The organism is Acinetobacter sp. V115_6 (genome assembly GCF_031799025.1).
Classification (GTDB): domain Bacteria; phylum Pseudomonadota; class Gammaproteobacteria; order Pseudomonadales; family Moraxellaceae; genus Acinetobacter; species Acinetobacter pittii.
Genome location: NZ_JAVQNO010000013.1, coordinates 55,220 through 80,218, shown reverse-complemented (window position 1 = coordinate 80,218; position 24,999 = coordinate 55,220). Strand labels below are relative to the sequence as shown.

General features: G+C 31.4%; 24 protein-coding genes and 2 pseudogenes. 12 read left to right on the top strand and 14 right to left on the bottom strand.

All coding sequences use genetic code 11. From position 1 onward, the window contains the following. Positions 1-74 precede the first annotated feature (74 nt). On the bottom strand, positions 75-1,364 hold the full coding sequence (locus RMA94_RS02370; protein WP_311081705.1) for an OprD family outer membrane porin: 1,290 nt from the start codon (positions 1,362-1,364) through the stop codon (positions 75-77). 966 nt (positions 1,365-2,330) lie between these two features. Between RMA94_RS02370 and RMA94_RS02365 the strand changes: the two genes are divergently transcribed. Beyond that, positions 2,331-3,143, top strand: a complete 813-nt coding sequence (locus RMA94_RS02365) for a TorF family putative porin (RefSeq protein ID WP_057085022.1) — start codon at positions 2,331-2,333, stop codon at positions 3,141-3,143. Between the two features lie 43 nt (positions 3,144-3,186). Here RMA94_RS02365 and RMA94_RS02360 read toward each other — a convergent pair whose 3' ends face one another. Then, entirely contained in the window at positions 3,187-4,065 is an 879-nt protein-coding gene (locus tag RMA94_RS02360; protein ID WP_311081701.1) for a dihydrodipicolinate synthase family protein, read from the bottom strand. 15 nt (positions 4,066-4,080) lie between these two features. Next, positions 4,081-4,857 (bottom strand): aldolase, encoded by a 777-nt coding sequence (locus RMA94_RS02355; protein ID WP_311081699.1) that lies wholly within the window; start codon positions 4,855-4,857, stop codon positions 4,081-4,083. A 111-nt stretch (positions 4,858-4,968) separates the two neighbouring features. On the opposite strand from RMA94_RS02355, the gene RMA94_RS02350 reads away from it, so the two are divergent. After that, positions 4,969-6,402 carry a PLP-dependent aminotransferase family protein gene (locus RMA94_RS02350; protein WP_311081697.1) on the top strand — a complete coding sequence of 478 codons (1,434 nt, stop codon included), beginning with the start codon at positions 4,969-4,971 and terminating at the stop codon, positions 6,400-6,402. Between the two features lie 23 nt (positions 6,403-6,425). Here RMA94_RS02350 and RMA94_RS02345 read toward each other — a convergent pair whose 3' ends face one another. The 4 genes and pseudogenes from RMA94_RS02345 to RMA94_RS02330 all read right to left on the bottom strand — a co-directional run bounded on the left by RMA94_RS02345 (position 6,426) and on the right by RMA94_RS02330 (position 9,798). Then, positions 6,426-6,971, bottom strand: coding sequence for an NADPH-dependent FMN reductase (locus tag RMA94_RS02345; RefSeq protein ID WP_068615051.1), 546 nt, complete (start codon positions 6,969-6,971; stop codon positions 6,426-6,428). 101 nt (positions 6,972-7,072) lie between these two features. Beyond that, a pseudogene (locus tag RMA94_RS02340) lies at positions 7,073-7,663 on the bottom strand (ATP-binding protein); the annotation flags it as partial. Positions 7,664-7,726: 63 nt separating this feature from the next. Beyond that, positions 7,727-8,704 carry a RelA/SpoT domain-containing protein gene (locus RMA94_RS02335; RefSeq protein WP_311081696.1) on the bottom strand — a complete coding sequence of 326 codons (978 nt, stop codon included), beginning with the start codon at positions 8,702-8,704 and terminating at the stop codon, positions 7,727-7,729. Beyond that, positions 8,701-9,798: a nucleoid-associated protein gene (locus RMA94_RS02330; protein WP_311081694.1), complete on the bottom strand. Its 1,098-nt coding sequence runs from the start codon at positions 9,796-9,798 to the stop codon at positions 8,701-8,703. The genes RMA94_RS02335 and RMA94_RS02330 overlap by 4 nt, the downstream gene beginning before the upstream one ends. 145 nt (positions 9,799-9,943) lie before the next feature. On the opposite strand from RMA94_RS02330, the gene RMA94_RS02325 reads away from it, so the two are divergent. Then, positions 9,944-11,326, top strand: coding sequence for a putative phage abortive infection protein (locus RMA94_RS02325; RefSeq protein ID WP_311081692.1), 1,383 nt, complete (start codon positions 9,944-9,946; stop codon positions 11,324-11,326). 44 nt (positions 11,327-11,370) lie between these two features. On the opposite strand, the gene RMA94_RS02320 is transcribed toward RMA94_RS02325, so the two are convergent. Then, positions 11,371-11,856: a hypothetical protein gene (locus RMA94_RS02320; RefSeq protein ID WP_311081690.1), complete on the bottom strand. Its 486-nt coding sequence runs from the start codon at positions 11,854-11,856 to the stop codon at positions 11,371-11,373. Positions 11,857-11,930: 74 nt separating this feature from the next. On the opposite strand from RMA94_RS02320, the gene RMA94_RS02315 reads away from it, so the two are divergent. The 8 genes from RMA94_RS02315 (at position 11,931) to RMA94_RS02280 (ending at position 16,328) form a co-directional block, all read left to right on the top strand. Then, on the top strand, positions 11,931-12,170 hold the full coding sequence (locus tag RMA94_RS02315) for a helix-turn-helix transcriptional regulator (RefSeq protein ID WP_192835111.1): 240 nt from the start codon (positions 11,931-11,933) through the stop codon (positions 12,168-12,170). Between the two features lie 54 nt (positions 12,171-12,224). Further along, a complete protein-coding gene (locus tag RMA94_RS02310) occupies positions 12,225-12,938 on the top strand; it encodes a metallophosphoesterase (RefSeq protein WP_311081688.1) in 714 nt (237 codons plus the stop codon). A 290-nt stretch (positions 12,939-13,228) separates the two neighbouring features. Then, entirely contained in the window at positions 13,229-13,747 is a 519-nt protein-coding gene (locus RMA94_RS02305) for a toll/interleukin-1 receptor domain-containing protein (protein ID WP_311081686.1), read from the top strand. A 93-nt stretch (positions 13,748-13,840) separates the two neighbouring features. Then, entirely contained in the window at positions 13,841-14,212 is a 372-nt protein-coding gene (locus RMA94_RS02300) for a TIR domain-containing protein (RefSeq protein ID WP_311081683.1), read from the top strand. An 11-nt stretch (positions 14,213-14,223) separates the two neighbouring features. Next, on the top strand, positions 14,224-15,216 hold the full coding sequence (locus RMA94_RS02295; protein WP_311081681.1) for a caspase family protein: 993 nt from the start codon (positions 14,224-14,226) through the stop codon (positions 15,214-15,216). A 13-nt stretch (positions 15,217-15,229) separates the two neighbouring features. Further along, positions 15,230-15,502 carry a hypothetical protein gene (locus RMA94_RS02290; RefSeq protein WP_311081679.1) on the top strand — a complete coding sequence of 91 codons (273 nt, stop codon included), beginning with the start codon at positions 15,230-15,232 and terminating at the stop codon, positions 15,500-15,502. A gap of 42 nt (positions 15,503-15,544) precedes the next feature. After that, the gene (locus RMA94_RS02285) at positions 15,545-16,147 is read left to right on the top strand and encodes a DUF6338 family protein (protein ID WP_311081678.1); all 603 of its coding nucleotides are present in this window, start codon (positions 15,545-15,547) and stop codon (positions 16,145-16,147) included. A 25-nt stretch (positions 16,148-16,172) separates the two neighbouring features. After that, entirely contained in the window at positions 16,173-16,328 is a 156-nt protein-coding gene (locus RMA94_RS02280; RefSeq protein ID WP_311081676.1) for a hypothetical protein, read from the top strand. Between the two features lie 106 nt (positions 16,329-16,434). Here RMA94_RS02280 and RMA94_RS02275 read toward each other — a convergent pair whose 3' ends face one another. From RMA94_RS02275 to RMA94_RS02250, 6 genes and pseudogenes are all read right to left on the bottom strand, one after another. Next, positions 16,435-17,748: a tyrosine-type recombinase/integrase gene (locus tag RMA94_RS02275; RefSeq protein WP_311081674.1), complete on the bottom strand. Its 1,314-nt coding sequence runs from the start codon at positions 17,746-17,748 to the stop codon at positions 16,435-16,437. Beyond that, positions 17,741-18,229, bottom strand: coding sequence for a hypothetical protein (locus RMA94_RS02270; RefSeq protein ID WP_311081673.1), 489 nt, complete (start codon positions 18,227-18,229; stop codon positions 17,741-17,743). The genes RMA94_RS02275 and RMA94_RS02270 overlap by 8 nt, the downstream gene beginning before the upstream one ends. Further along, positions 18,226-20,514, bottom strand: a complete 2,289-nt coding sequence (locus tag RMA94_RS02265; protein ID WP_311081671.1) for a hypothetical protein — start codon at positions 20,512-20,514, stop codon at positions 18,226-18,228. The genes RMA94_RS02270 and RMA94_RS02265 overlap by 4 nt, the downstream gene beginning before the upstream one ends. Next, a complete protein-coding gene (locus tag RMA94_RS02260) occupies positions 20,508-22,796 on the bottom strand; it encodes a hypothetical protein (protein ID WP_311081668.1) in 2,289 nt (762 codons plus the stop codon). Before RMA94_RS02260 ends, RMA94_RS02265 begins: the two co-directional genes overlap by 7 nt. Positions 22,797-23,134: 338 nt before the next feature. Next, positions 23,135-24,046, bottom strand: a pseudogene (locus RMA94_RS02255) (YifB family Mg chelatase-like AAA ATPase); the annotation flags it as partial. Positions 24,047-24,111: 65 nt separating this feature from the next. Next, positions 24,112-24,339, bottom strand: a complete 228-nt coding sequence (locus RMA94_RS02250) for an accessory factor UbiK family protein (RefSeq protein WP_002121136.1) — start codon at positions 24,337-24,339, stop codon at positions 24,112-24,114. A 278-nt stretch (positions 24,340-24,617) separates the two neighbouring features. On the opposite strand from RMA94_RS02250, the gene glnK reads away from it, so the two are divergent. After that, complete coding sequence (gene glnK, locus RMA94_RS02245; protein WP_000780326.1) at positions 24,618-24,956, top strand: P-II family nitrogen regulator; 339 nt, start codon at positions 24,618-24,620, stop codon at positions 24,954-24,956. Positions 24,957-24,999 lie beyond the last annotated feature (43 nt).

Sequence of the window (24,999 nt, the reverse complement as noted above, 5' to 3'; positions counted from 1 at the left end):
GATATTTTGAGCTTAATAAAAAACCTACATCTGTTACCAGACGTAGGTTTTTTTATGCTTGATAGATTTGTGAATTAGAATAATTTCACAGGAATATCAAGGAAGATACGCCATTCGTTTGTATCACCGATGTACGCATTAGATTGGTAAGCATCACTTGCACGGTAGTAAGAGTTACGAATACGAAGGCTCGCATCTTTAGCGAAACCACTTTGAACTGTGTATTTCACTTGGTTAAAGAATTCGCGTTCTTCAGCATCATCAGTTAAACCTTTAACTTTGATGTCCCAACCGTATACAAATGCAGTTGTCCAGTTTAGACCAGGTAATACGCCTAACTTACCAAAATCAAGACTGTATTGGATTTGTGCAGATTTTTCATCGTTGCCGATGAAGTCAGACATATAAGAGTTTGGTAAATAAATACTTTGGAAACCATCAGCATTTTGGCCGTAATCATAACCTACGTTACCACTGTTCTGTTGGTAGGCAACCATTACATTATGTGGGCCAGTGTTGTACGCTGTAGAAATTGCCCAAATATTGTTTTTACGGTTAGACTTGTCATCAGTAGTTTCTGAATATGTGATAGCATTTTCATCAAACTTAGTATGATAACCGCTGAAATCATAAGTTAATGAACTGTCATTCGCCAATGGCTGTTTAAAGTTCACATTTACATAATGACGTTCAAGGGCATTTTTGCTGTCTAAACCGTAGTAAGATGCATTTAAATTTTCATCAAACTTATATTTAGCACCCCAAACAATGGCGCGATCAAGCCCATTACCATTTACATCCGCATCGGTATTGATTTGATCAGACATTTGGTCTTTAGTAAATTTACCAGCAACCAATTCAAGATTCTTGATTTCATGGCTGGTTAATAAAGTACCTGTAAAGTATTCAGGAACCATACGTCCAGTATTACTTGCAAGAACAGGTAGGTCGAGTACTTGAGTACCGTAACGCACTGTTGTATTCGAGAAACGTGCTTTAACGTTCGCACCGCCACGAGCCCAGTGATCGTAAGCGGAACCGTCGTTATGTTTAGGAATCATTTGGTTTCCGGCATTTTTATTTTCACCGATTTTAAATGAACCGTCGCCAACAACGCCAACACCAACGCCAACAATACCAGGGGTGAAACCAGAATCGATACTTACAATTGCTGACTGAGCAAATGAGCTAGTATCTTTCGCGCCCTGTTTTTTGTCACGGCTGATATAACCTGTACGGAAGAGAATAGAACCGTTCGCATCTTCAACAAATCCTTTTGCCTCACTTTGCTCGCTTGCCTGAGCTGAGGAAATTATTGCCGCAGAAATGAGAACTGCTAATGTAAGTTTTTGTGCTTTTAGCATATTTAAAGAACCTCATAAAAACGATAAATCCTGTGCCTTGTTATTATTCAGGGCCTAGGATTTCCATCAATTGTATAAGTAATCTATAAAAAAGATATATTTTTGTTGATTTTATTTTATATATGCTATGCAGAAATTGATTAATGTGCTACTGGTTGTTTAATGAATTTGCCATTAGTCTTTTATACTTAATATATTGTTTAAAATAAAAAAAGTAATTTATTTTTTAGTTGATTTTTACCATTTATTTTATATTTAAACTTCAAAAAATAGTTGATTCTTGTGTTCATTTTTTACTCTTTTTTGTTGGATATGTTTACTTTTTAATCTTATCTCACGTTACTTTTTTCACCTCTTTATTTTAAAATCTATCTAAAATGTTACTATATAACATTGTTTTAAAAGTATGATGTACAAAAATAGATCACGAATAATAGGTCAACAGTATATGTCTGCGCTGATCAAACTTAGTGCAAGATGTTGCTTGAATTTTGTGCACTCTTCTTTTTATTTATATTCCTGCTTAAAAAAGACCCAAAATAGTTCATTGGCTTGAACTCAAAAATAAATAAAGGAATTGAGTTAGTAAAAATGCTCATTCAGAGACCATTACAAGCATTGCCTTCAATAAATTTACATACTTTTTATATCTCGAGTCTAAGATTAAATAGAAAATTTATGTGCAACAAATGAATACTCCTTACCTTGTTTAGTAATTTCCGATAAGGTGTTTTTTGTATGTTTGGTATTTTTTCTTTCATAAAAAATCTATTTTATCATCATGTTTTTTATAGATATATTTTTATGAAAAATAAACAAGGATTTCATAATAAAGTGGTTTTGATCTCGGAAATTAATGAAGAGCACTTATGACAAATTTGTACTTGGCACAGCAATTGCTAAAGCTCAAGTAACACAATTTGTTTAATTCGTATAAATCGTGCGTTCATTGTGGGGGAGATCAAAATGATGAAATTTGCACTTAAGGCAGTAACTCTTGGTATCTTTGCAGCAGGGTCAACTATGGCTATGGCTGAAGATGCTCCATCTTTTTATGGAATCACGGCAACAGGTAGTGTGGCAGCGACCACAGACTATCGTTTCCGTGGTGTTACCCAATCGTCAAATAACCCGGCTATTCAAGGTGGGTTCACTTTTTCTCATAAGTCAGGTGCCTATGTTGCGCTTTGGGGGTCAAGCGTTGACTTTAATACGCCAGGCGTTTCAACTGAAACAGATATCTCTTTAGGTTATACAAATACATTAAAATTGTCTGATACGCTTGCACCAACTTATGATGTGGGTGTAATTCATTATGGCTATATTGGTTCTGACTCAAAATTTACTAACCCATACAATGGTGATACAGGTTTTGACTTTACCGAGTTTTATGGAAAATTAACGTTTGCTGATTCTTTATTTAAAGGTGATGCACTTAGTGTGGGCGTAAGCTATTCAGATGATTATTGGGGCCACTCTGATGAGTTCTGGTATTTTAATGTAGGTTATTCAGCACCAATAGCTGACACAGGATTTACAGGAATTGCTTCAGTTGGTTATAACAAGCTAAAAAATAAAGACTCTTTACTTGTAGTTGCAGGTGGACCAGGTGAAGATGATAGCTATATCGATTATAAAGTTGGTGTGAATTATAACATCTTGGGTATTGTCGCTGAGCTAGATGTTGTTGGTACAGACATTAGTACTTCTGGTATGACTGATGCTGGTAAGAAACCTTATGACACAGGCTTAGTGTTTAGTTTAACTAAAACATTCTAAGTTTGAATTGTAAAAAAAGCGGGTAAATAAACCCGCTTTTTTATTAGTTTTCTATTTCAGAAAGTAGCTGTTTTAACTGGTTAAGCTCAATATCCGCAGCTTTAGACAGTGGTTTACGTGGTGAACCCGCAGCAACACCTTTTAGTTGTAAACCAGCTTTAATCGTTTTCGGCAAACCACCGTTGACAATAAAGCGTAGTAGAGGAAGCTGCTGATAAAATGACTTCTGGGCTTGTTCTAATTCACCATTTTTTACATGTTCGATAAGTTGTTGAGGTTGTTGATCTAACAGATTTGGTGCTGCTGTACACCAACCACTCGCTCCAGCACATAAAGCTTCTAAAGCTAGAGGGTTGCAGCCGTTATAAAATGGAAGTTCACCTTTTGAGAGTTCTTGAATTTTATGCATACGTTGGATATCACCGCTGCTTTCTTTCACCATCGTAATATTTGCAATGTTGTTAAACATACGCACAATTAACTCTGGAGACATATCAACACCACTGGTCGCGGGGTTGTTATAAATCATAATCGGCAAAGTCGTCGCTTGTGCAATCGATTGATAATACTCAAAAATCTCTTGATTTGTTAGCTTCCAATAAGATACAGGAATCACCATAAGTGCATCTGCACCATAGCTTTGCGCGATCTGCGCTTTTTTGATGGCTTGATCCGTCGTGAGTTCTGAAATTCCAATAATGACAGGTACACGTTTATTAATGCTTTCAATTGAAGTCTTAGCGACTAAGCACCACTCATCCCATTCAAGATAAGCACTTTCACCAGTACTACCCAAAGGTGCAATCGCATCACAGCCATTTTCAATAAGCAAATCGAGCATCTGCTTTAGAACAGGAAGGTTAATGGTGTTGTCATCAGAAAAAGGGGTAACTGGGTAGCCAATAATGCCGTTTAGTTTCATGATTGAGGTCTCTTTTTAAATACAGTCAGAATGTTTTTTCAAAGCTTTACGTGCGTAGTAAGCAAAGTTCACTTTGTTGCGTTTATCGGTAGAAACCCAGTCATGAGCTTCTGTTGCTAAAGCATGAGGGATGGGTTGGATTTGTCCGGCAGACATGGCTAGCAGTTGCAGTTGAGCTGCACGTTCAATTAAAAGCGCCAAGTTGCAGGCTTCTTCAATGGTTTTTCCTGTAACCAGTTGTCCATGGTGAGACAACAAAACAGCACGGTTTTTACCCAAAGCAGAAGAAATCAAAATACCTTCTTCATTGCCCACAGGAACACCCGGCCAGTGGCCTACAAAGGAGCAGTCTTCGTAAAGTGCGCAAACATCCATTTGGGAAATCATGAGTGGAATCTGAAGCATGGAGAGAGCAGCAACATGGGTAGGATGCGTATGGATAATGCAGTTCACTTCTGGATGTTCTTTATAAATCCATGTGTGAAAACGATTGGCTGGGTTTGCCATTCCTTCTTGATTGATGGGTTCTAAATCTTGATTCACCTCAAGTAAATTTGAGGCAGTAATTTCATCAAAACCTAAACCAAAACGTTGGGTAATAAAGGACTCTTTATTTTCACTACGGCAGGTAATTTGGCCTGCTAAACCAGCATCATGGCCATGGTCAAATAAAATACGGCAAGTGAGTGCAAGCTTTTGACGATCAGTTAAATCTGAGTCGCTAATCCACTTTTGCATGTCTTGCTGTGCGTGTTGCATCAGGTCTTGTTTGTTTACAGAAGCAGTCTTCATCTCTTCTCCAGTCCAGTTGACCAAATTAAGTAGGTGAAGGCAGAATAGAAAATAGCTGGATTAATCAATACATCCAGTTTTTATAAGTTATATGGTCCAGATGGGGCGAATATGCTAAGACCTTGGCAAGTACATTTTCGTATCGATGAAAGAGAAGAAAAAACGGTATTTCTAAAACTGACTAACTTGATTAGTCAGGAAATTTTATGTGGCCGTTTAGTGCAGGGTACGATGCTGCCCGGGTCTCGTAGCTTGTCAAAAGAACTAGGAATTAATCGAAAAACCGTACAAGCAGTCTATGAAGAGTTAGAGGCACAAGGATGGCTTGTGACCCGTCCCCGAAAAGGCACATTTGTGGCGGATGTTTTGCCGGAAAAACAGCTTCAAATAGAGCCAGTATCTGAGCGAACAGTTAATGATAAACCAATCACTCAAGAAGTGATTCAACGCCCACATAACGATGGTGTGCCAGATCCACGGCTTATTCCCTACGAACTATTTTCGCGGGCATACCGGCATGCACTGATTAAAATTACGCAAAACCAGTACATGGGATATGGTGACCCACGAGGTATGGTTGAGCTAAGACAGGCTTTACAACAAATGTTGTCAATGGAACGTTTTATGAATGTTGCTGAAGATGAGATTTGTATTGTACGTGGTAGCCAGATGGGAATTTTTCTTGCCTCTCGAGCATTACCTAATCGGCAGGGCGTTATCGTTGTTGAAGAATTATATTATCCATCTGCTTTTAAAGCATTTCAGTCAAATGGCTTTCAAGTGGTTTCTGTTAAATTAGATGAACAAGGTATTGTCATTGAAGATTTAGAACGGATTTTACAAGAGCATTCTGTAGCTGCCATTTATACAACTCCGCATCATCAATATCCTACAACTGTCACAATGCCAATGAATCGTCGTCTTCAACTCTTGGAGCTTTCAAAAAAATGGGGCTTTTATATTATTGAAGACGACTATGACCACGAATTCCACTATGACAGTCGGCCTATGCCACCCTTAGCAAGTTTGCCTCATTCTGAGTTAGTCATTCATGTGGGCTCATTATCAAAGGTCTTTGCACCCGGTATTCGCTTGGGATACGTCGTGGCATCGTCAATAATCATTCAATCGATTACAGAAGATATTCTATTGATTGATCGGCAAGGCAATAACATTACGGAACTTGCTTTAGCAGATTTAATGCAGCGAGGGGAAATCAAGCGGCATATCCGTAAAATGAAAAAAATATATCAACTACGCCGTGACCATGCCTTAGTTGAGTTCCATCGAGTTTTTGCTGAGACTGTTCAGATACAACCACCTGCAGGTGGAATGGCCTTATGGGCGAAATTCCAGAAAGCATTTACTCAAGATCAGCTTATAAAATTAAAAGAACTTAACATTGATACAGAGCATAAGTTTAAACAGGGAGAATGTACTAATCATTGTATCCGTTTTGGTTTTGCAGCTTTATCGGAGAAAGAAATCACTTCTCTAATTGAGACTTTAAATGAAGCTCTTAATAAAAAAACAGCGGACTTATAATCCGCTGTCTATTTTAAGAAAGTTCACTCTAATTCATTTCTACATTTTTGAATCTCTGAGACAAAGGTAAGCAGAAAGGGGGTAATTTGTGACTTATATTTTTCGGTTTGTAGCATCTCGCTAATTTGTTCAGGAGATTTGCCGATGAGAGAAATCCTTAAAAATAAATCTTCAAAGAAATTGCTACTAACAGTCGACAATACTCTTCTTAAAGAAACTAGCATGTCGTCGCCGCGGCTAGATGCATGAACCAGGACTATAGGTATATCTATAATTTCGGTACGGGAAACCATCCAGTCAATTGCATTTTTAAGACCACCCGGAATACAACGGATATATTCAGGACTTGAGATGATAATGCCATCTGAGGCAGAAACAGATTTAATAAATTCTTCCACTACTGTAGGTGTTTTTTTTCCTTCATCATCTGGAGAAAAAATGGGAAGACTGTTAATTTGATCGAAAACTGTCAATTCAATGTCGGACGGTGCTATATCCTTCATTGCTCTTAATAGAGCAGTGTTTGTAGATTCTTTTCTTGCACTACCTGAGATAGCCAAAATTTTCATAGCGTCCTCTTTTTTGCCTTTTTATATATGCATCAATAAATTCTTTAATGAACAACTTATATGCATATTAAAAAAGCGGATACACGATCCGCTGTTTTATCTTAAGAATGATTACCTCGATAAGAGAGTGCTTCTGTAAGATGAGAACTTTGAATGACCTCACTTTGAGCCAAATCGGCAATGGTACGAGCAACTCTTAAAACACGATGATAAGCACGAGCCGACAGATTCAAACGTTGCTGAGCCATTTCAATCATTCGTTGAGAAGTACTATCAAGTACAGCATATTGCTCAAGTTGTTTCGGTGAAAGTGCTTGATTTAAACAATCTTGTCTTTGCATTTGTTGCTCATAAGCATAAATCACACGTTGCCGTACAGTTGTAGAGTCTTCAGCAGGCGTTGGATCTTGCAGTTCCTGAGCTTTTAAAGGAGGTACATCAATATGTAAATCGATACGGTCAAGTAATGGCCCTGATATACGGTTTTGATAGCGCTTAATACTCTCTGGTGAACATTGGCAACGGCTATCTTGATTAAACGCATAACCACATGGGCAAGGGTTCATTGCTGCAATGAGCTGAAAGTTTGCAGGATAGGTAATTTGCCGAGCTGCACGTGAAATAATGATTTCTTTTGATTCAAGTGGCTGACGTAAGACTTCTAGCACTTTTCTGTCAAACTCGGGGATTTCCCTAATAACAATGAAATTACAAATAAATTGTCAAAATTGTTCTAAGTAAGCTGTGTAAAGTTTTTAGTTTATGAGACCGATACCAATATCAGTAGCAAGATATTCAAGAATTTTTCTTTCTAATGGCCACTCACTACAAGTAACATACTTTTTATTTTCTAGAAGCCAATAGACAAACAAAACATAACTTTGCTGATAAAAACTTATAGTAGAGTATCTTGCTTTAATTCGATTTATTAAATACGGATGTTGATTAAGTAGTAGTTCAATATTTTCTATAAGCTCTTCACTAATGAATTTTTCAAAAGCATCAAATACTATTAATGAAGATTTTTGATTATGAGAATGTAAGCCTATTTTAGATAAATATAAAGAATCCAATCTTTCAATAATTTTAAATTCAGTAATTGGCCCCGAATTAAGATCACGTGTTGCTTCAACAAAGAAACTATCAGTTGTTTCAATTAAAGCCATACATTTGGCTACTGTACGGAGTACTGTGGGTTTAATCTTATTTGTTGTTTTATAAACAGCATCATGAGTTAATTCAGCATGTGCATGTTGTAATAAAGTTCTGATCTGAACTTCACAAGGGATGTAAGTGGGTATAGTTATATGATTAAACTTAACTTCATGGCGTGGTCTTAAAATGAAATGCATTGATTGATATGAAAATAATAAAGGATCTTTACTTTTTTCCTCTTCAAAATCACGTGCTATGAAAGTTGTCCATAAATCATTTGATTTAATAATTTCACATATTGAAGCTACATCTTCAGTCAATAAGACTACAAATCGTATTCCTACTTTATCTTCAATTTCATCATAAGGATTTGTATACGGCTTGTTTCGATAATATGCTTTATCAATTAAAGATTTTTGATCTTTTATTCTTACTTTAGGCGATATTTTTAAAAAAATATTTGGGTCAATACCTCTTTCATTTAAAGAATCAAGAATTTGGGAGACAATAAAGTCTCCCCATGCTTTATAGATAGGTTCTTCTGAATTCCATTTTTCTAGAAATGTATTCTCGTTCATTTTTTTATAGTTAACTTGGACTTAATGATAATTTTAGTCCATTCTGGGGTAACACCATTTGCATCAGTCTCACCTTCTATTGTTTCCATTAAAATATCATTTTTAAAAGTATCTGGATCAGCTTCAATTTTAACATTATTACTAAAAGTAACTTTATGAAGTTTTAGCTGATTTTTAATATGCTCGACATCTTTCGTAAATGAGGTAAGCGGAATTTGGCTAGCTTTAAGATGGTTTCTATATTCATCAATAACTTCCTTATCGAAGAAATTTTCTGCAAATTCAATAGGATTAACTAATATAGACTGGCCTAGCTTCAGATAAGTAGTTAACGCATTACTAAGTTCATATTTTTCTTCGGATGTTTTGTTATCTAGATTAAGAATAAAACTTTTAGTAGCGTCATAGAAAAATTTTGTAGTACGTGCACTAGTCTCAGGATAACCACAACCAGCGAAAGTACTATAAAAATATTCAGCGGCTGCTTTACCATCCACCTGGCTAATTTGGTTATCGGATATTAAAACTGACCATTTATCATTAGGATTTGTCGACAAAGGGTCATACTCAGTTTTCTCACAAAAACCAACTGTTTTATAAAGTCTAGAAGAGGGGGTGAGTAAAAGATCTTCAATATGTTTTAAAGATATTTGTCCACCTTCAGTTTTAATTTTTTCGTATCCACTATGAATATCTGCTTTCATGATTCCTAATATTTTTTTATCTTCAATCCCATAGGTCCCAGTGAAAACAACTACAATACCTCCACCAATAGCACGCCCTTTTTCGAATTGAGCTCTGGCTAACTTATGAGCAATATCGAAAGAAGAGTTGATAAAATCATCATCTGTATCATTTATGGCTTTATCAATGAGCGCAGGTAAGCCTTTTTCATCTAAATCAATAATTTGCATAGACACAGCTTTAGAGTCGGAACCTAAGGCCCCAATAACTCGACTATCGAAATCCATTTGTGCTTTTGTATCAAATCTTGTGTATTCAGTACTTTGCTCAGGAGGGGTCATAGTATCGGATGTCTTTTGAAATATTTGATGAATAATAATTCGGTTGACTATTAAATTAGTTAAGGCCATTACTTTTATAACATCCTAATTTAGAAGAATATTTAAAAGTATATTGCCTTATAATAATGCACTATTCAATCAAAAGAAGATATAATAATTCATTCCGATGCGACAGTTTATGTCGTTATATAAATTTTATTAAAAAGTTTCTTTTATGAATAATTTAACTTCTGAATATCAAGATGTTCATCTAAAAAAAATTGAAAAGCAGATTAAATGGTCAATATTTATAGCCATTTTATTAATAGCTTTGGTATTAATAAGTTATTTTTTACATTTTAACGGTGGTTTCCATAAAGACCAAGATAAATGGGGAACATTTGGAGACTTTGTAGGTGGAACCCTTAACCCAGTTTTAGCTGCGTTAGCATTTTATTGGTTAACTTCATCTATCCGATTACAAATTCAGGAGTTACGTGATACGAGAGGGGTTTTAGAAGAAACAGCTAGTCATCAAAGAGAAATTGCTACACTGGAAGGAGAAAACGTACAGACTCAGCAGCGAATTTTAGAGTTACAAACTGCTAGTCTAACAAAGCAACTTCAAGCAGCTGAACAACAGCAACAACAAATAGCAATCCAAAATTTTGAAAATATCTTTTTTGAACTACTTAAGACTAAAAATGATGCAATACAAGATATTTCTTTTCATACAAAAAAATCTTCATTAAATAGTGCAACAGGTTTTGAGTTTATAAAAATTAATGGAAAAGACGCAATTAGCCGTCATTTAAGAGCTTTTAAAGAAACAGATTATGGAAAATGGGAGGATTATTATAATAATAATTTGATAAATTCATTTAGTAGTTATTTTAGAATTTGTTATCAGATAGTTAGATTAATTGATGATAATACAACATTAGCCTCTTTAGAGAGATTTAAAAATAAAGATTATTCAATAAAACAAAAACAATACTTTGATATTTTTAAGGCAACCCTACAGCAATCGGAATTGGAGGCTTTATTCTATAATTGCTTATATAATTATAGAAAATATAAGGAAATATTGGAAAAATATGGAATATTTGAACCTTTAGTTAATATGGGTTCAGAAAAAAGTTTAAGATTTATTAAAGAACATGCTTATATGTATGATATTTCAGCATTTGATAGAAATAAATATTTTTTAAAATATTTTGAAGAAATAAAGAAAATTGATTTGAATATAAATCCTATTAATATCTATTCATCTATTTCATTTTTAGAGAAACAAGGTTTAATTCCTGTCTTCTATCCAGATGGAGTAACAAAAAAATTAGGTGGGAAAGAATTTCCAATAGAATACTCAGATTTTTATAATTTAGTTTTGATGAAGATTAATTTATATAAGAAGACTGTTTCTGGTTATGAATTAGATTTAAAAGTATGCGAAGATATTAATGAATTAAAAATATTTAAGCAGAATGTTGAAGAGTTAAATAATCAGATTAAAATACTTGATGAAATAGATTGCTTGGAAAGTATATTTTATTTGGTAAAGTATTCTATTGATTTTAATGAATACATTGGCTTTAATAAAGGTAAATTAACATCATAAGCTTATATATTTAAAATTACTTTGGTTATATAGGCGAATGGTTTTTAATCAAACGCCTTTATAAGTTCTTTTAAAACATCTACTTGAGTTTTTAATTTTAAATGTTCTTGTTCCTTTTTATGAAGTAATAATTCTATCTGAAATTGTATTACTGGATATTCTTTAAAATATTCCTCAAAATATTGGATTTCCATTTCACTCTTTTGTAGATCTTTTTCTAAGCTTTTAGTTTTAATAAAAATAGATTCGTAAGCGGATTGAAGTTCTTCAGGAAGGTTGAACTTCTTTAATTCGTAGCTTTCGTAAGCAGATGTATATTTTAGAGGAAGTTTTTCCATATCGATGATAAAAAACCTTTTCTCTAGAAGCTGTATAAAAAATTGATATATAAATTCAAAGTTTTCTTCCGTATTTAGATATTTACGATTTTCTATAAATAAAGACCATATTTGAATAAATTCATACTTCTCAAATTTCTTTGCTATAAGAAAACGAATAAAAAGACGCTGTAGAATTTGTCCTTTTGTCATAAATACCACATTGCAAAAACAAAAAAAATATCCCGTTTTGGGATATTTGTTGTGATAGTACACCATCTTGGTCTATGAGCTCAATACATGACCCAAGATATATTGGTTTAATCAAATGTTTAATTTCTATACGTGAGGAAAAAAATATTACTCAGGTAGAATTAGCCTCATTTTTAAGAAAGCCCCAATCTTATATAGCTAAAGTAGAAAACTTTGATAGAAGAATAGATATTTTAGAGTTAAATGATTGGTTAAAAGCTATGGACTCAAAACTTTCTGAGTTCATAGCAATTTCAAATATCGAAAATATTTAATAATTTTATAATTTCTTTTAAGCTGTAAATTCCTCTATTAAGTGATTTGCCAATTTGAAACTTTTTCCACTTGAGACTATTGTTGAAACACATAATGCCGAGCACATAAATCGTCTGTTTGTAGTGGGTGATCTGCATGGCTGTTATGTAGAGTTTATGGCAGAGCTTGAAAAGGTAAAGTTTAATTTCAAAGAGGATTTGGTAATTTCAGTGGGTGATCTAATAGACAGAGGTAAAGAGAGTCTCAGATGCATTGAATTAGTCCAAGAACCTTGGTTTAAAGCAATAAGGGGAAATCATGAGCAAATGTGCTTAGAAGCTTCGTTTGCAGTTGAAATGAAAGATTTTCATTGTAAGCATGGTGGTAAATGGCTCTATGATCTTCCACATAATAAATATTTAGAAGTTTTATCTATTTGCACTAATTTACCTATTATCTTAGAAGTTAAATTTAAAGATAGGATTTATGGTTTCGTACATGCTGATATAAATTCTAATAATTGGGAAGATTTCAAAAGAAGTCTGAAGAATGATAATTATTTTTCTAAGATTACGGATTCTTCATTGCAAACAGCATTGTGGGGTAGAGGGCGAATTAAATCTGATGGGAAGAATAAAAAGTATAAAAATATTAAAGGAATTGATGAAATCTATTTAGGGCATACCGTTGTTAAAGAAAAAATTCAAATTGATAATTGTTACTACATTGATACTGGTGTGGTTTTTGGTTCATATTTAACATTGTTAGAGCTAGGATGTAATAGATAATTTAGGTTGGTTTATGTCTTATTTCCTATATGAAATAAGCTAATTTAAATAGTGTTTTTGCACCTGTAGATGCAGCAGATAATATTTATCGTCAAACTCTCATCTCTCCAGTTAGTTATTGTATAGCAGCATTAGATCTAAAAAATATTTTATTAAATTTCATCTAAAATCATTTATATTTTTTTTAGATAAATTATCTAGTTATCTATGGACTTCTATTTTCTAAGAACATATATTGTTCAGAACGAAAAATACTTTTTAATTTAAATTAATTATTCTTAGGAGGGGAAATGCCTGTTTTTATTAGTTATAGACAAAAAGATAGACAGGTAGCATTTGCTATTTCTGAAAAATTTAGAGCTAATAATATTAAATATTATTTAGATGTAGTTGATGAAGAGTCATTAACTACTGATGATATTACAAGTGTAATAACTAAAAACATTCAAAGATGCACTCATCTAATAGCAGTTATTTCAGCTAATACAAAAGGATCATGGTGGGTACCATTTGAAATTGGAGAGGCTACTATAATTTCTAGACGTATATGTTCTTATGCATATAAAACAGAAGGTGCTCCTCTTCTTAGAAGTACAATAGATATTTATAAAAGCTTTTTACCCGAATATTTACATAAATGGCCAATTCTAGTAAATGAAAGAGATATCGATGCATTTATAAGACAATACAAAAGTGACAAAGAGGAATCTATCACATTGGAAAGTCTTGGATCTATTTCGAGTAGACTTGAAAGTCTATCTGCACGTGGAGCAGATCAATTTCATAAGAACTTAAAGGCCTCACTATAGAGAAATATGTTTTTTAATAATATTTTGATTTAACCTTTAAAATATTTAAATTGAAGCAAAAATATTAGTATTAAGTCATCAATTGGAGTCAATATGTCTGATAAAAAAGTAATTTTCGTTGCCTTTGCAATTGAAGATCAAAATCAACGTGACTTTTTAAAAGGTCAATCTCTTCATCCTCGTACTCCATTTGAGTTTATAGATATGTCTGTAAAAACAGCATACGATACTGATTGGAAGATTAAAGTCAGAACAAGAATTAGAAGATCTGATGGAGTAATTATTCTCGTAAGCAAAAATTCTAAATTATCTAGTGGCCAAAAATGGGAAATTGAATGTGCTAAAGAAGAGAGGAAGCCTATTCTTGGAATTTGGGCTTATTCGAATGATCGAACAAATATAGATGGTATCAATACTAAAGTTTGGTCAGACAGCAATATTAGTTCATTTATTGATTCTATTTAGGTAAAAGAACCATGCGTAAGGCTTTAATCATCGGAATTGATCAGTACTCATCTATTGATTCTTTAAGCGGTTGTGTAAAAGATGCCAATGCGGTGGTTAAAGTATTGGAAAGAAATGCAGATAACAGCACTAATTTTCAAACACCTCGTCTAATCTTAGGATCAAAAGAGACACCCATAGTAAAAAAAAGCATACTAAAGGCCGCAGTAAGAGAATTATTTCAAGGGGAATGTGAGATAGCTCTTTTATATTTTGCTGGTCACGGATATGTAGAGGATACAGGTGGATATCTTTGCGCTGGAGATTGTGAAACGGGAGATGATGGGCTTTCATTACATGAAGTAATGACTTTTGCAAATAGATCTAAGGCTAAAAATCGAGTCATCATATTAGACAGCTGCCATAGTGGTGTAATTGGATCAAACCCGATTGATACATCATTGACAGAGCTAAAGGAAGGTACAACAATTTTAACAGCATCAACGGAGGATCAATATGCTATGGAAAATGGTGATGCATCAGGAGGTGTATTTACAACGTTATTAGTAGATGCTTTAGAAGGTGCCGCAGCTAATTTAGTAGGTGATGTTACACCAGGAAGTATTTATGCTCATATAGACCAATCTTTAGGACCATGGGCTCAACGGCCTGTTTTTAAAACAAATGTTCAAACATTTGTTTCTCTTCGAAAAGCAAAGCCAGCTATAACATTATCTGATTTGCAAGCACTAATAACATATTTCCCTAGTGCTGATTATAAATTTCCTTTAGATCCTTCTTTCGAACCTGAGCGTTTTGAAGAACATAAACTTGATCCTAATATTCTACCTCCTGATCCAGTTAATACACAGATATTCGCATGCTTACAACGATATGTGAAAGTAAATTTGCTCCGTCCTATAGGCGCTGCTCATATGTGGCATGCTGCAATGAATAGTAAGTCATGTGAGTTAACTGTATTAGGTCAACATTATTGGAAATTAGTAAAAAATAGACTTATATAAGGTTAATCTAAATATGAAATTAGAGGACTTTTTGGTAGAGCATCAAGATTTAATAGAAAAACTATCTGCTATAGAACATGAACGTTGGGCGCACTGGCAGCGTTATGTACATTCTAATTGCATAGAAAATTATGACGGCTCTCTAACAATTCCTCGAGAGTTAGTTAAAAAGTGGGAATATCAAATCAATACGGAATATAGATATTTATCAGAAGAAGAAAAAAATAGTGATAGAGAGCAAGTAATGAGATATTTGCCTTTATTATTTCCAATTTATAAAAAGTAAGTATTTTTTATAAAAATTTAAGTTAAATTTAGGCAGGTGGATATGGAACTAATTGATCAAAGTAAACTAGCTTTTTTTATAGCATTTATTCTACCTGGTTTTATTTGTATGCGAGTTTATACTTTACTGTGTCCAACTCAATCTATAGAATTTAATCAAAAGATATTAGATGCTTTAACTTACAGTTGTCTAATTTATGGCTTTAATTTTATATTTATATATTGGATAGAAGAATTAACTAAAGTTTATAGTTTTCCATTTTTATATGGCTTATTTTACTTTTACTTACTTTTTCTTTGCCCTATTTTATTAGCAAACTATTGGCATAAAATAAGAGAGTCAAAATGGTTTCAAAGACGGGCTCCGCATCCTACTCTTTTACCTTGGGATTTTGTTTTTAGTAAAAGAACTGTGTGTTGGGTAATCATAACTTTAAATGACGGAACAAAAATACATGGAAGGTATGGGAAAAATTCATTTGTGTCGAACTATCCGTTAGAGCCCCAAATCTATTTAGATGAATTTTGGAAACCAGATGTAGATGGAGGATTTGATCGAAAATATAATTTGTCAGCAGGAATAATTCTTCTCTCTAAAGATATAAGATCTATAGAGTTCTATGAAGATGAAGATCAAGTAAAATGAAGGAAATTTAAAAGGATATATTGATATGTCAAATAACAGAACTCCAGATGATTTAAATCAAAGAGGGTATAAGCCTCAACCATCTAAACCTAAACCAGATACAAGTCAACCGGGTGGAACAGCAGGCTACACACCACCTCCAATTGTCGATAATATTACTAAACCACCGAGAAAACTATAAATTGTAGGATAGCAATAAGGCTTAATATTAATGAATTTTTAATAAACTCCTCTCAATAAATTTAAGATTATTAAGGGAGGAGTTTTCTTAGTAAATATAAATATTATTATTCATTCACTAAATATTTAATTTTTTCTAAAAAATCATTTTCTGAAATTTTTGAATTGTTGAAATCATTTATTAAATCATTAATATTAGATTTTAAGTAATTAATAGAATTATTTTTCTGAACTTGATCAATAGAATCTGTAAGATTAGTCAATTCAGACATAGCAATATGAATGTAAACATCTAATGAACTTGAATTAGTATGACCTGTCCATTGTAAAACTTGTTGTTTGATTTTTTCATGTGATAATAGCATTTTTGAAAATTCATCAATATTATTAATTTTGTGCTGTAAAATTAAATCTTTAAATTTTTCTGTAATAAATCTATGTCTAAATTGGTGAGCATGAATCGCTGGGGAAATATTGGTTTTTTTTGACCAACTATTTAAATATGTAGTTAATGTATCTGATTTTAATGGATCACCATTTTTGTGAGAAATAAAGAGAAAGTCATGTGTTTGCTTTAAATTTTTTCTCATAATTTTTGTTCGATATTGTCTAATATATCTCATTAAATTATTTAATAAGTTTTGAGGAATAGGTATTTTTCTTATATTTGACCCAACACGTCTCTTTAAGATAAGTATTTCTAATAAAGGAAGATTTCCATTTATAGAGTTTAAATTCGCATCATTAATATTTTCTACTCTTAAGTTAAGAATCTCTGACCTTCGTGCTCCAGTAAATTCTAATAAATCCAATATACATAAATTTCTAAATTTTAAAGCTTGATCTTCAATTTCTGAAACTAATAATCTAATCTTTCTTATATCTACTAATGAAATAGGATTAATAATATTTTTGGGGGAAGTAGGTGGTAGTGAGAGATGAGTGTAATAATTTGGATTTAAAGAATTTCTTCTTAACTTAATTTGAAACTCACTACTAAATCCAATAAAATATTTCAGATTATATAGGTCAGCAATAAAAAATAAGAAATCAACAGATTGCTTAAAAATATTGATGATGTGGCTATCCGTAATTTTCCGTAGCTTTAAAAAAGATATAAATTCATGAATATGGTCATCCGTTAAATCACTGAAATTACTTATATTTTTATGGTTGCTTATAAAGCGAACTAATAGTGATATCCTGATACAATATGTTAGTAAAGTTCCACCATTGAAAGTAGATAAATTTTTTTTAAAGAGATATATCATATAAGAATTTGCTTCAAAACATGGAGTAAATTTTGGATAGTAAATAAAAGGAATATAAGGAGCATTAATAAATATAATAGAATTATTTTTTTGTGAAAAGTGGCTATAAAGATTTGTATTACTTAATAATATATATAATTTTTTATTCATTTATTTCACTTAATATTTTTTTTAATTGATTCTGATGGTATTTAAAATCATTAATGAGTTCAGCATTCTTACTTTTATGTGCATAAACACTTAATTTTTCAACAAGTGTAGTAATAATGCTGTTAAGTAATAAATTATTTTTCATTAAACTGTCTAATAATATTTCTAAATCTTTGTGATTATTATTTTTTTTTGATGAGATAACTTCAGTTTTATAATATTTTAAAGTTTTATATGCTTTTCGTCTCAATAAGTCATATTCTAAATAACTATATTGACTATATTTTTCAATATAAGATTTATGAGTGTTAAGAGAGTAAGAAAAAATTTCACGTTTCTCATCTGAAAAAATTGCAAAATTCTTTTGATTTTTTAATATAGTTAGATATCTCTCTCTATCTTTTATATAATTTTTAGGTAATTCAATTATAGAAAGAAGTAAATTTACTTCATTTTTTATATTTAATTCAATTTTATTCATTCTTGATTAATCTCTAAAATCAATTTGAAATTACGTAATTTTAACTCTGTTTCTTTATGACTAACACTAAAAAACATGGGTTTTAAATCGATTACATGATTTTGAAGTAGAATAAAGCACTTTTCTTCAAAAGACTTTGCATTGACTAAATAGTTTGTATCAATTTTTTCACTATAAGACTCAAGAGCATCTGATTCAGATAAGATATCAATAGAAGTTATATGGAAATATTTTTTTATAATAGGTTCTAATTTTTCGATATTATCAATATATAATTCATGATTTGGAGATAAATTATAATTTTCATAAATATAGCGAGCTTTAACACCTAAAAGTACTTCACCATGCGTATTCTCACTAATATAATTGTAAAGTTGCTCTATATTTGTATGGCCAAGAAATCGACTTAAGCAATCTAATCCATCAAAACTTTTTGACCAAAAAAATAACATGGCAAAAAATCTTCTTAACTGATGTTGACGGATATAAAATCTTTTCATATTGATTTTTCTATTATTTATAATTTTTGTTTGAGTATAGTCGCAAAAATAATCGAGATAATGATTATATGTTGTTTGATTAATAGCTCCAATCTTTAAGTTATGTTTGTTAAATGAATTAATTAATTTAATATCTTCAAGTTTAACTATATTTGCATTTATTAAAGCTTTATTAAAATTTTGTATTTTATATATAAATACCGCTATGGAACAAGGAATGGGCAAGGTGAGATTTTCATTAATATTGTATTTTCCACCAATTCCAGTTTTTCTATTTTTAATGTTTAAATAAAATTGAATGTTTTTATGCTGATCTGGATTGGTATTAGGTGGAAATAAAGAGTGAATTGGATCTAGTAATATAATTTCTGATTGTCTACGTGCCATTATGGTACCAATCACTATACTTAAAGAAGAACATATTAAATAATATGCTTGACACAATCCTATATTTTTTCTCAGATTATTGTGAAAGTTCTCATCTTTTAATATATTCCAATATTTAATTCCTATTTTTTTTGACTTATTTGAAATAAGATTTATAAAATCTCCCGATTTGAAATCTTTTAATGAAAAACTTTTATTATTTAAAACACCTTTATAATATGATAATATTTTTAAAAAGCTTACAAGTATATGGTTTAAATTTTCTTGTAAATAATGAAAAGCATCTTTAAAAGCTTTAAAAACAACTTCTGATGGTAGGGTTGTATATCTTCCCAGTTGGATTTCATCTGCTTCAGATATTATATCTTTTATTCTTATTTGTATTTTTTGATAAGTAATATTTTTAAAATTATGTTCTACTTTTAAAAAAACTGTATTTAAAAGCATAAGAGACGATATGTAGTTTTCAATATTTCTGGTCGACATAAAATTGTTTTGATTTCTTACTGGTACGAAATCGTACTCTTTTCTAGATTTAAGAGGGTGTAATGCTAATTCTTCAATTATAGGAAATCTCATATTTTTATATGCAAAAGAATTTAAAAATAATTTTTTAAAATATCCACTGTTAACATTTATTTTGTTTGATTGCTCTACTTTATATGCCCTTTTTTTGTATAGATAAGCTTTAGATTTTCTTATTTGATAGTCATTTAGATTTAAGGTTCTTTCTCCATTAAATTTTTTATAGGGATACTTCGCTTCAAATTTTTTTAGTTCCTCTTCGGAAATAGATGAGATATTTTGCAATAAATATATTTCTACTTTATTGAAATAGTTGTAAACTCCTATCGCAACGCCATGTTTTGAAATATTAATTAAAATATCTTTGAAAAAATTGCTGTCTATAGCTAAAGTTTTTCTATTTAATAAAGAAATCGATGATGAGTTTAATATTATTGCATCTATAAGAGTTAAAATTCTGTTAATTAGTTGTATTGCTGTATTTGGTTTTAATATTTTTCCACTATTCATCTTAGGTGAAACACTAATTGAAATCCATGTTTTAAAAATATTTAATAATTCTGGAATTTCAGTTAGTTTAACTTTGTCTTCAATTAAGATGTCTTCAAAGTTTATTTTATTAATATATTTTTTGTTTTTGATAAACCAGATATTATCCTCAAAATTACTCTCATATAGCCAATGTGGGCAATAAATATTGTAATTAAATTCATCAATATGTTTTGATAATAATTTCTCAATTTGTCTTTGTGCAGCAAAATTTTGAGTTGTATCTTCTGATTTTAATAGTTTTTTCAATATATCTAACTCAGATATTGTTAGGTTATATATCGTTTTTTCATCATTATCGATATCTTTATTGAAAATCAACATCTTAGAACTCCTTCTATTATTTTAGTATCTATAGGGTTTTTCTTTGCAACTTCATACATTTCGAATATTTTTTCATCTAAATATAAAGCGAAACCATGTACCTTTTCAGATGAAATGCTCAGCTCAATCTGAGAAATGACTAAAACAGCGCATTCATACCATTTGATGAGGTGTTGGTCATATAGCTCATGTAATTTTGACCATTCAATGATTGCTAGAAACCATTGAAGAAGGGGAATAGAAATTGCAAAAATGCCTAAATTATTTTGAGGTGAATTTGTTCTATCATCATTATATTTCCCATACTTTAAATATTCTGGTAAGTCTCCAAAGTGATGGTTTTCAATAAAATCATCTAATGTTTCGGCTGTTACATCTATCGCCTTTAATAAATAGGGGCTACCTTTCATTGCTTCATATATAAGTACGTTTTGATAAATTCTGATCCATCTTTCTGTAAAATAATCCCATAGTGGTGTAGGTAGATAGGCCCCTATAAGCCTTTTATCAATATTTTCGTGGCCAAGCGCTTGTGACATAGCTTGAATAGAGTTCGTTTCTATATATATTTGAACTGCACATGTTGCTCTAAATTTAGTTAAAGAAAAGCTCTTTGCTAAGTTAATTGCATATTCTTGTTCTTGTTTATTTTCCTCTTTATAAATACTTTTTTCACTAAAGAGGTCATGAAAATATTTAAAAGTATTTTTTGTAGTTGGGTTATAAAGTTTATTAATTTTTTTTGGTTTTACAAATATGCTTGTATTTATTAACAACATATATTCATAGTCTGAGTCATTTCTACTTTTTAAGTAGTCTCTGTTTATCGTGGTAATTTTAATCAGATCATCAATAATTTTTTTTGATTTGTCATTTAATAAAATTTTTTGTAAAGATTTATGCCTTTTCCTCCGTTTATGAGAAACTATATAGAAGTTGTTGTTTTCTTTTATATAGCCATAAAATTTATCATTTTTATATAATTTCCATTCAGTAAGCCATGATTCTGTAATTTGTGGGTGTTCTTTCACAAGTAATATTAAGAAAGGGTATATATCCTTTTGACTTAAATTTGGAATTAAGCCATTTATATTAATTTTACTAAATCTGAGACTTTCTAACTTATATTTGCAAGTTAAGTTGTTTTGGTAGAGATGAGCATAAGTATAAAAAATATCATTTAAATTTGAGGGGTTGTAAATGTTATCTAGTAATTTTCCATGTGGTTTTAAATTGTAGTAATTATTATATTTTTCTACTATTTTCTCTGAATATTTGTTGCTTAGTATTGTAATTAAGCTTATATCGTAATTTATTTTTTTAAAAATTCTTTCTTTTGCCATATTGTCTGTGTAAGTAAGAGGAATGTCGAAGATTAATTTATCATTTACTATTTTTCCTGTTTTTACTTTGTGATGGGATTGATTAGTACTAGTTTTAAATTTTGGAGTTGATATTTTACCTATAGGATTTGGAAATAAATCATTTTCAATTAAAAGCATATAAGCATTTACATACTGTCTCCATCTATTGTGAAAGTGTATTAATGAATAATTATTTTTAATATTATCTATTATTAGGATATTGTAAAATTTGTAGAAGGTCTTCTGTGTATTAGAAGAGTTTAAAGACTCCTGAAGGTCTCTTTGATTTTTAAAAGTTTCACAGAAAAGTTTATTGAGTGTGTATAAGCTACTTATTGTTCTGGTAAGAGAGGTATTAATCTGTGTTTCCGCAATTTTTTTTATTATATTATAATATTTATCACAGAATTCAAAGCCAAATTTAATATATATATTTGATAAATTGATATTGTAAATCTTTTTGTTTGAACTTTTTATTGTCCATGGTTTATAAAAATTTAATAATCTTTCATCTACTTTTATTTTGTTGTAGTTTTTAATTTTGTTTTCTAAATCTATAGTTTCTTTTGTTGGTAATATCTGTATATTTGATAAGATTTTTTCTTTAAATATTATTTTTAGTATTTTTAGAAATAAAATGCATATCATGTATTTGGTTTTATTGTTGCTTGAGTAATGATGTTTGTAAATAAAGCAAATAAAATAATCAACATTTTTTTTGATAATTTCTTTGTTTTCTAAAGTTTCTTTTAGGCCTTTATTATCTCTAATATTTATTTTGTGGACTTTTTTAAAAATATAAAATAATTTTAATATTGATCTAATTATTGGTTGCTCGCTGACATTAAAATTGTAAACTTTAATGATTTCTTCTATTTCAAACTGAATTTCTGAAAAGTCGTAGTGGCTAACAATCATAATGTAGTCTTTTTTGTGTATTTTATATTTTTTATTAAATTATCTATATTTTGTCAACAGAATATTTTTTTAAAAAAAGGCATTAGTCAATTATTATTGAATGATTTTAAAAAAAAGGCATTAGTCAATTATTATTAATTAGTTTAAAAAAGGCATTAGTCAATTATTACTTATAATAAATAATTTCTTCATTAATTTTAGTTTAATAACTTATTTTAGGATTTATATTGTGCATATATAATTTTTGAATAATCTTGTCAAAATATGTTGTTGTCACTATTTACTTCAATGTATTGAAAAATATATAAAATTCTCTTTTGCTTAAAATGTTATATTAGGAAAAAGTGCAGTTCATCTAAAAACAAAACCCCTAAATGAGATAAAGTAATTTCACCCGGTTTAGGATGTGAGCCGCCCCCAACTAGTGCAATCGCTGATGCTGTATGGTGGGGCGCTCGGAATGGACGCTGACCAAAGGTATGCGGTGTATTTGAAATAGAATAAATACTCGCGACTTCAAGCGTTTCTTGATTAGAAAGGGGTGGCAAAATTGAAGGAAGACGTGAAGCGAGTAAAGTCTTACCTGTACCTGGTGGTCCTTTAAAGAGCAGCGAGTGCCCGCCTGCGGCGGCAATTTCTAGTGCGCGACGTGGACGTAGCTGACCTTTTACATCTGCCAGATCAAATTTATAAGGCATTTGGTTTGAGGTCGTTGCAGGTTCAATCGAAGATAGTGATTTCATGCCCAAGAAATGATCACAAACTTCTTTTAAATGGCTCACGGGATAACATTCAAGATTCGGTAAATGGCAAATATCCTGACTATTATCGAGAGGTAAAAGCATTTTATGCTTGGCCTGTTGACACGCCATTGCCAAAGTTAAAGTGCCTGACACTGGTCTTACATGGCCATCTAAAGCTAATTCACCAATTAATTCAAAATCTTCGGCACAGTTTTCTGGGAGCTGGCCAGAAGCAATTAAAATACCTATAGCAATAGGTAAATCTAGACGTGATCCATCTTTGGGCAAATCTGCTGGTGCAAGATTAATGGTCAGCCGTTTTGTTGGAAATTGAAAACCACTATTAATAATGGCTGAGCGAACTCGGTCTTTACTTTCTCTTACCGCCGCCTCTGCTAGGCCGACAATAGTAAGAGAAGGTAAGCCTTGACTCACATGTACCTCAACTTCAATCAGAGGTGCATGTAAACCTAAAAGTCCCCGTGTATAAATTTTAGAAAAAGACATCTTATTGTTCCATTATGGTGCTTCATTTTTAATCGTTGTAAAGTATAAATGCGCTACGTTGGTGCTTATTTTTTATTCTTTAAAGTTTCTTCTAACAAACTTACTTGTTTTTGTAGCTCTTCTAAACGTTGATTGGCTGATTGAAGTGCAGTCTTTTGACGGTCGATCTCTTGTTTGGAAACAAGATCCAACTTTTCGACCGCTTCATTTAATAATGCACGTAAATTTTTTTCCAAATCTTTTTTAGGCTCATCAATTTGTTCCAGAATGGCCTGTAGCAAAGTTTCTAGCATGAAATATCCAAAGTGTTGTATTACCTTATGCTTTACAGTTTAACACTGCTTAAGCGCTGGATATAGGTTTCAATTTTTTTAGTGCAAATAGATCATTAAATCAGCATATAACACTACTGAAAATTCATTTTATTTTTGATAGCTCATCTACATCTTGCTCACTAAATAGGTTATAAAGAAAGTTCATGCAAAAGATTCATTTCCCTCAACCTTTGAAATATTGGCATGAAAATTGAACATAAAACCTTACTGGTGAAAAGAAGCCGAAGGAAACAAACATGAAGCTTGTAACTGCAATTGTAAAACCGTTTAAATTGGATGACGTGCGTGAAGCACTCTCTGACATTGGTGTACAAGGGATTACCGTAACTGAAGTTAAAGGTTTTGGTCGTCAAAAAGGGCATACTGAACTCTACCGTGGCGCGGAGTATGTGGTTGATTTCTTACCTAAAGTAAAAATCGAGATTGCGATTAGTGATGAAATGGTCGACGCAGTAATCGAATCAATTACACGTGTCGCAAGCACTGGAAAAATCGGCGATGGTAAGATTTTTGTGACTAACCTGGAACAAGTAATCCGTATCCGTACGGGTGAAACTGGACCGGATGCTGTCTAAATTGGCACAAAGCTTGCTGAGTAGAAAATAACTCGCAAATGAG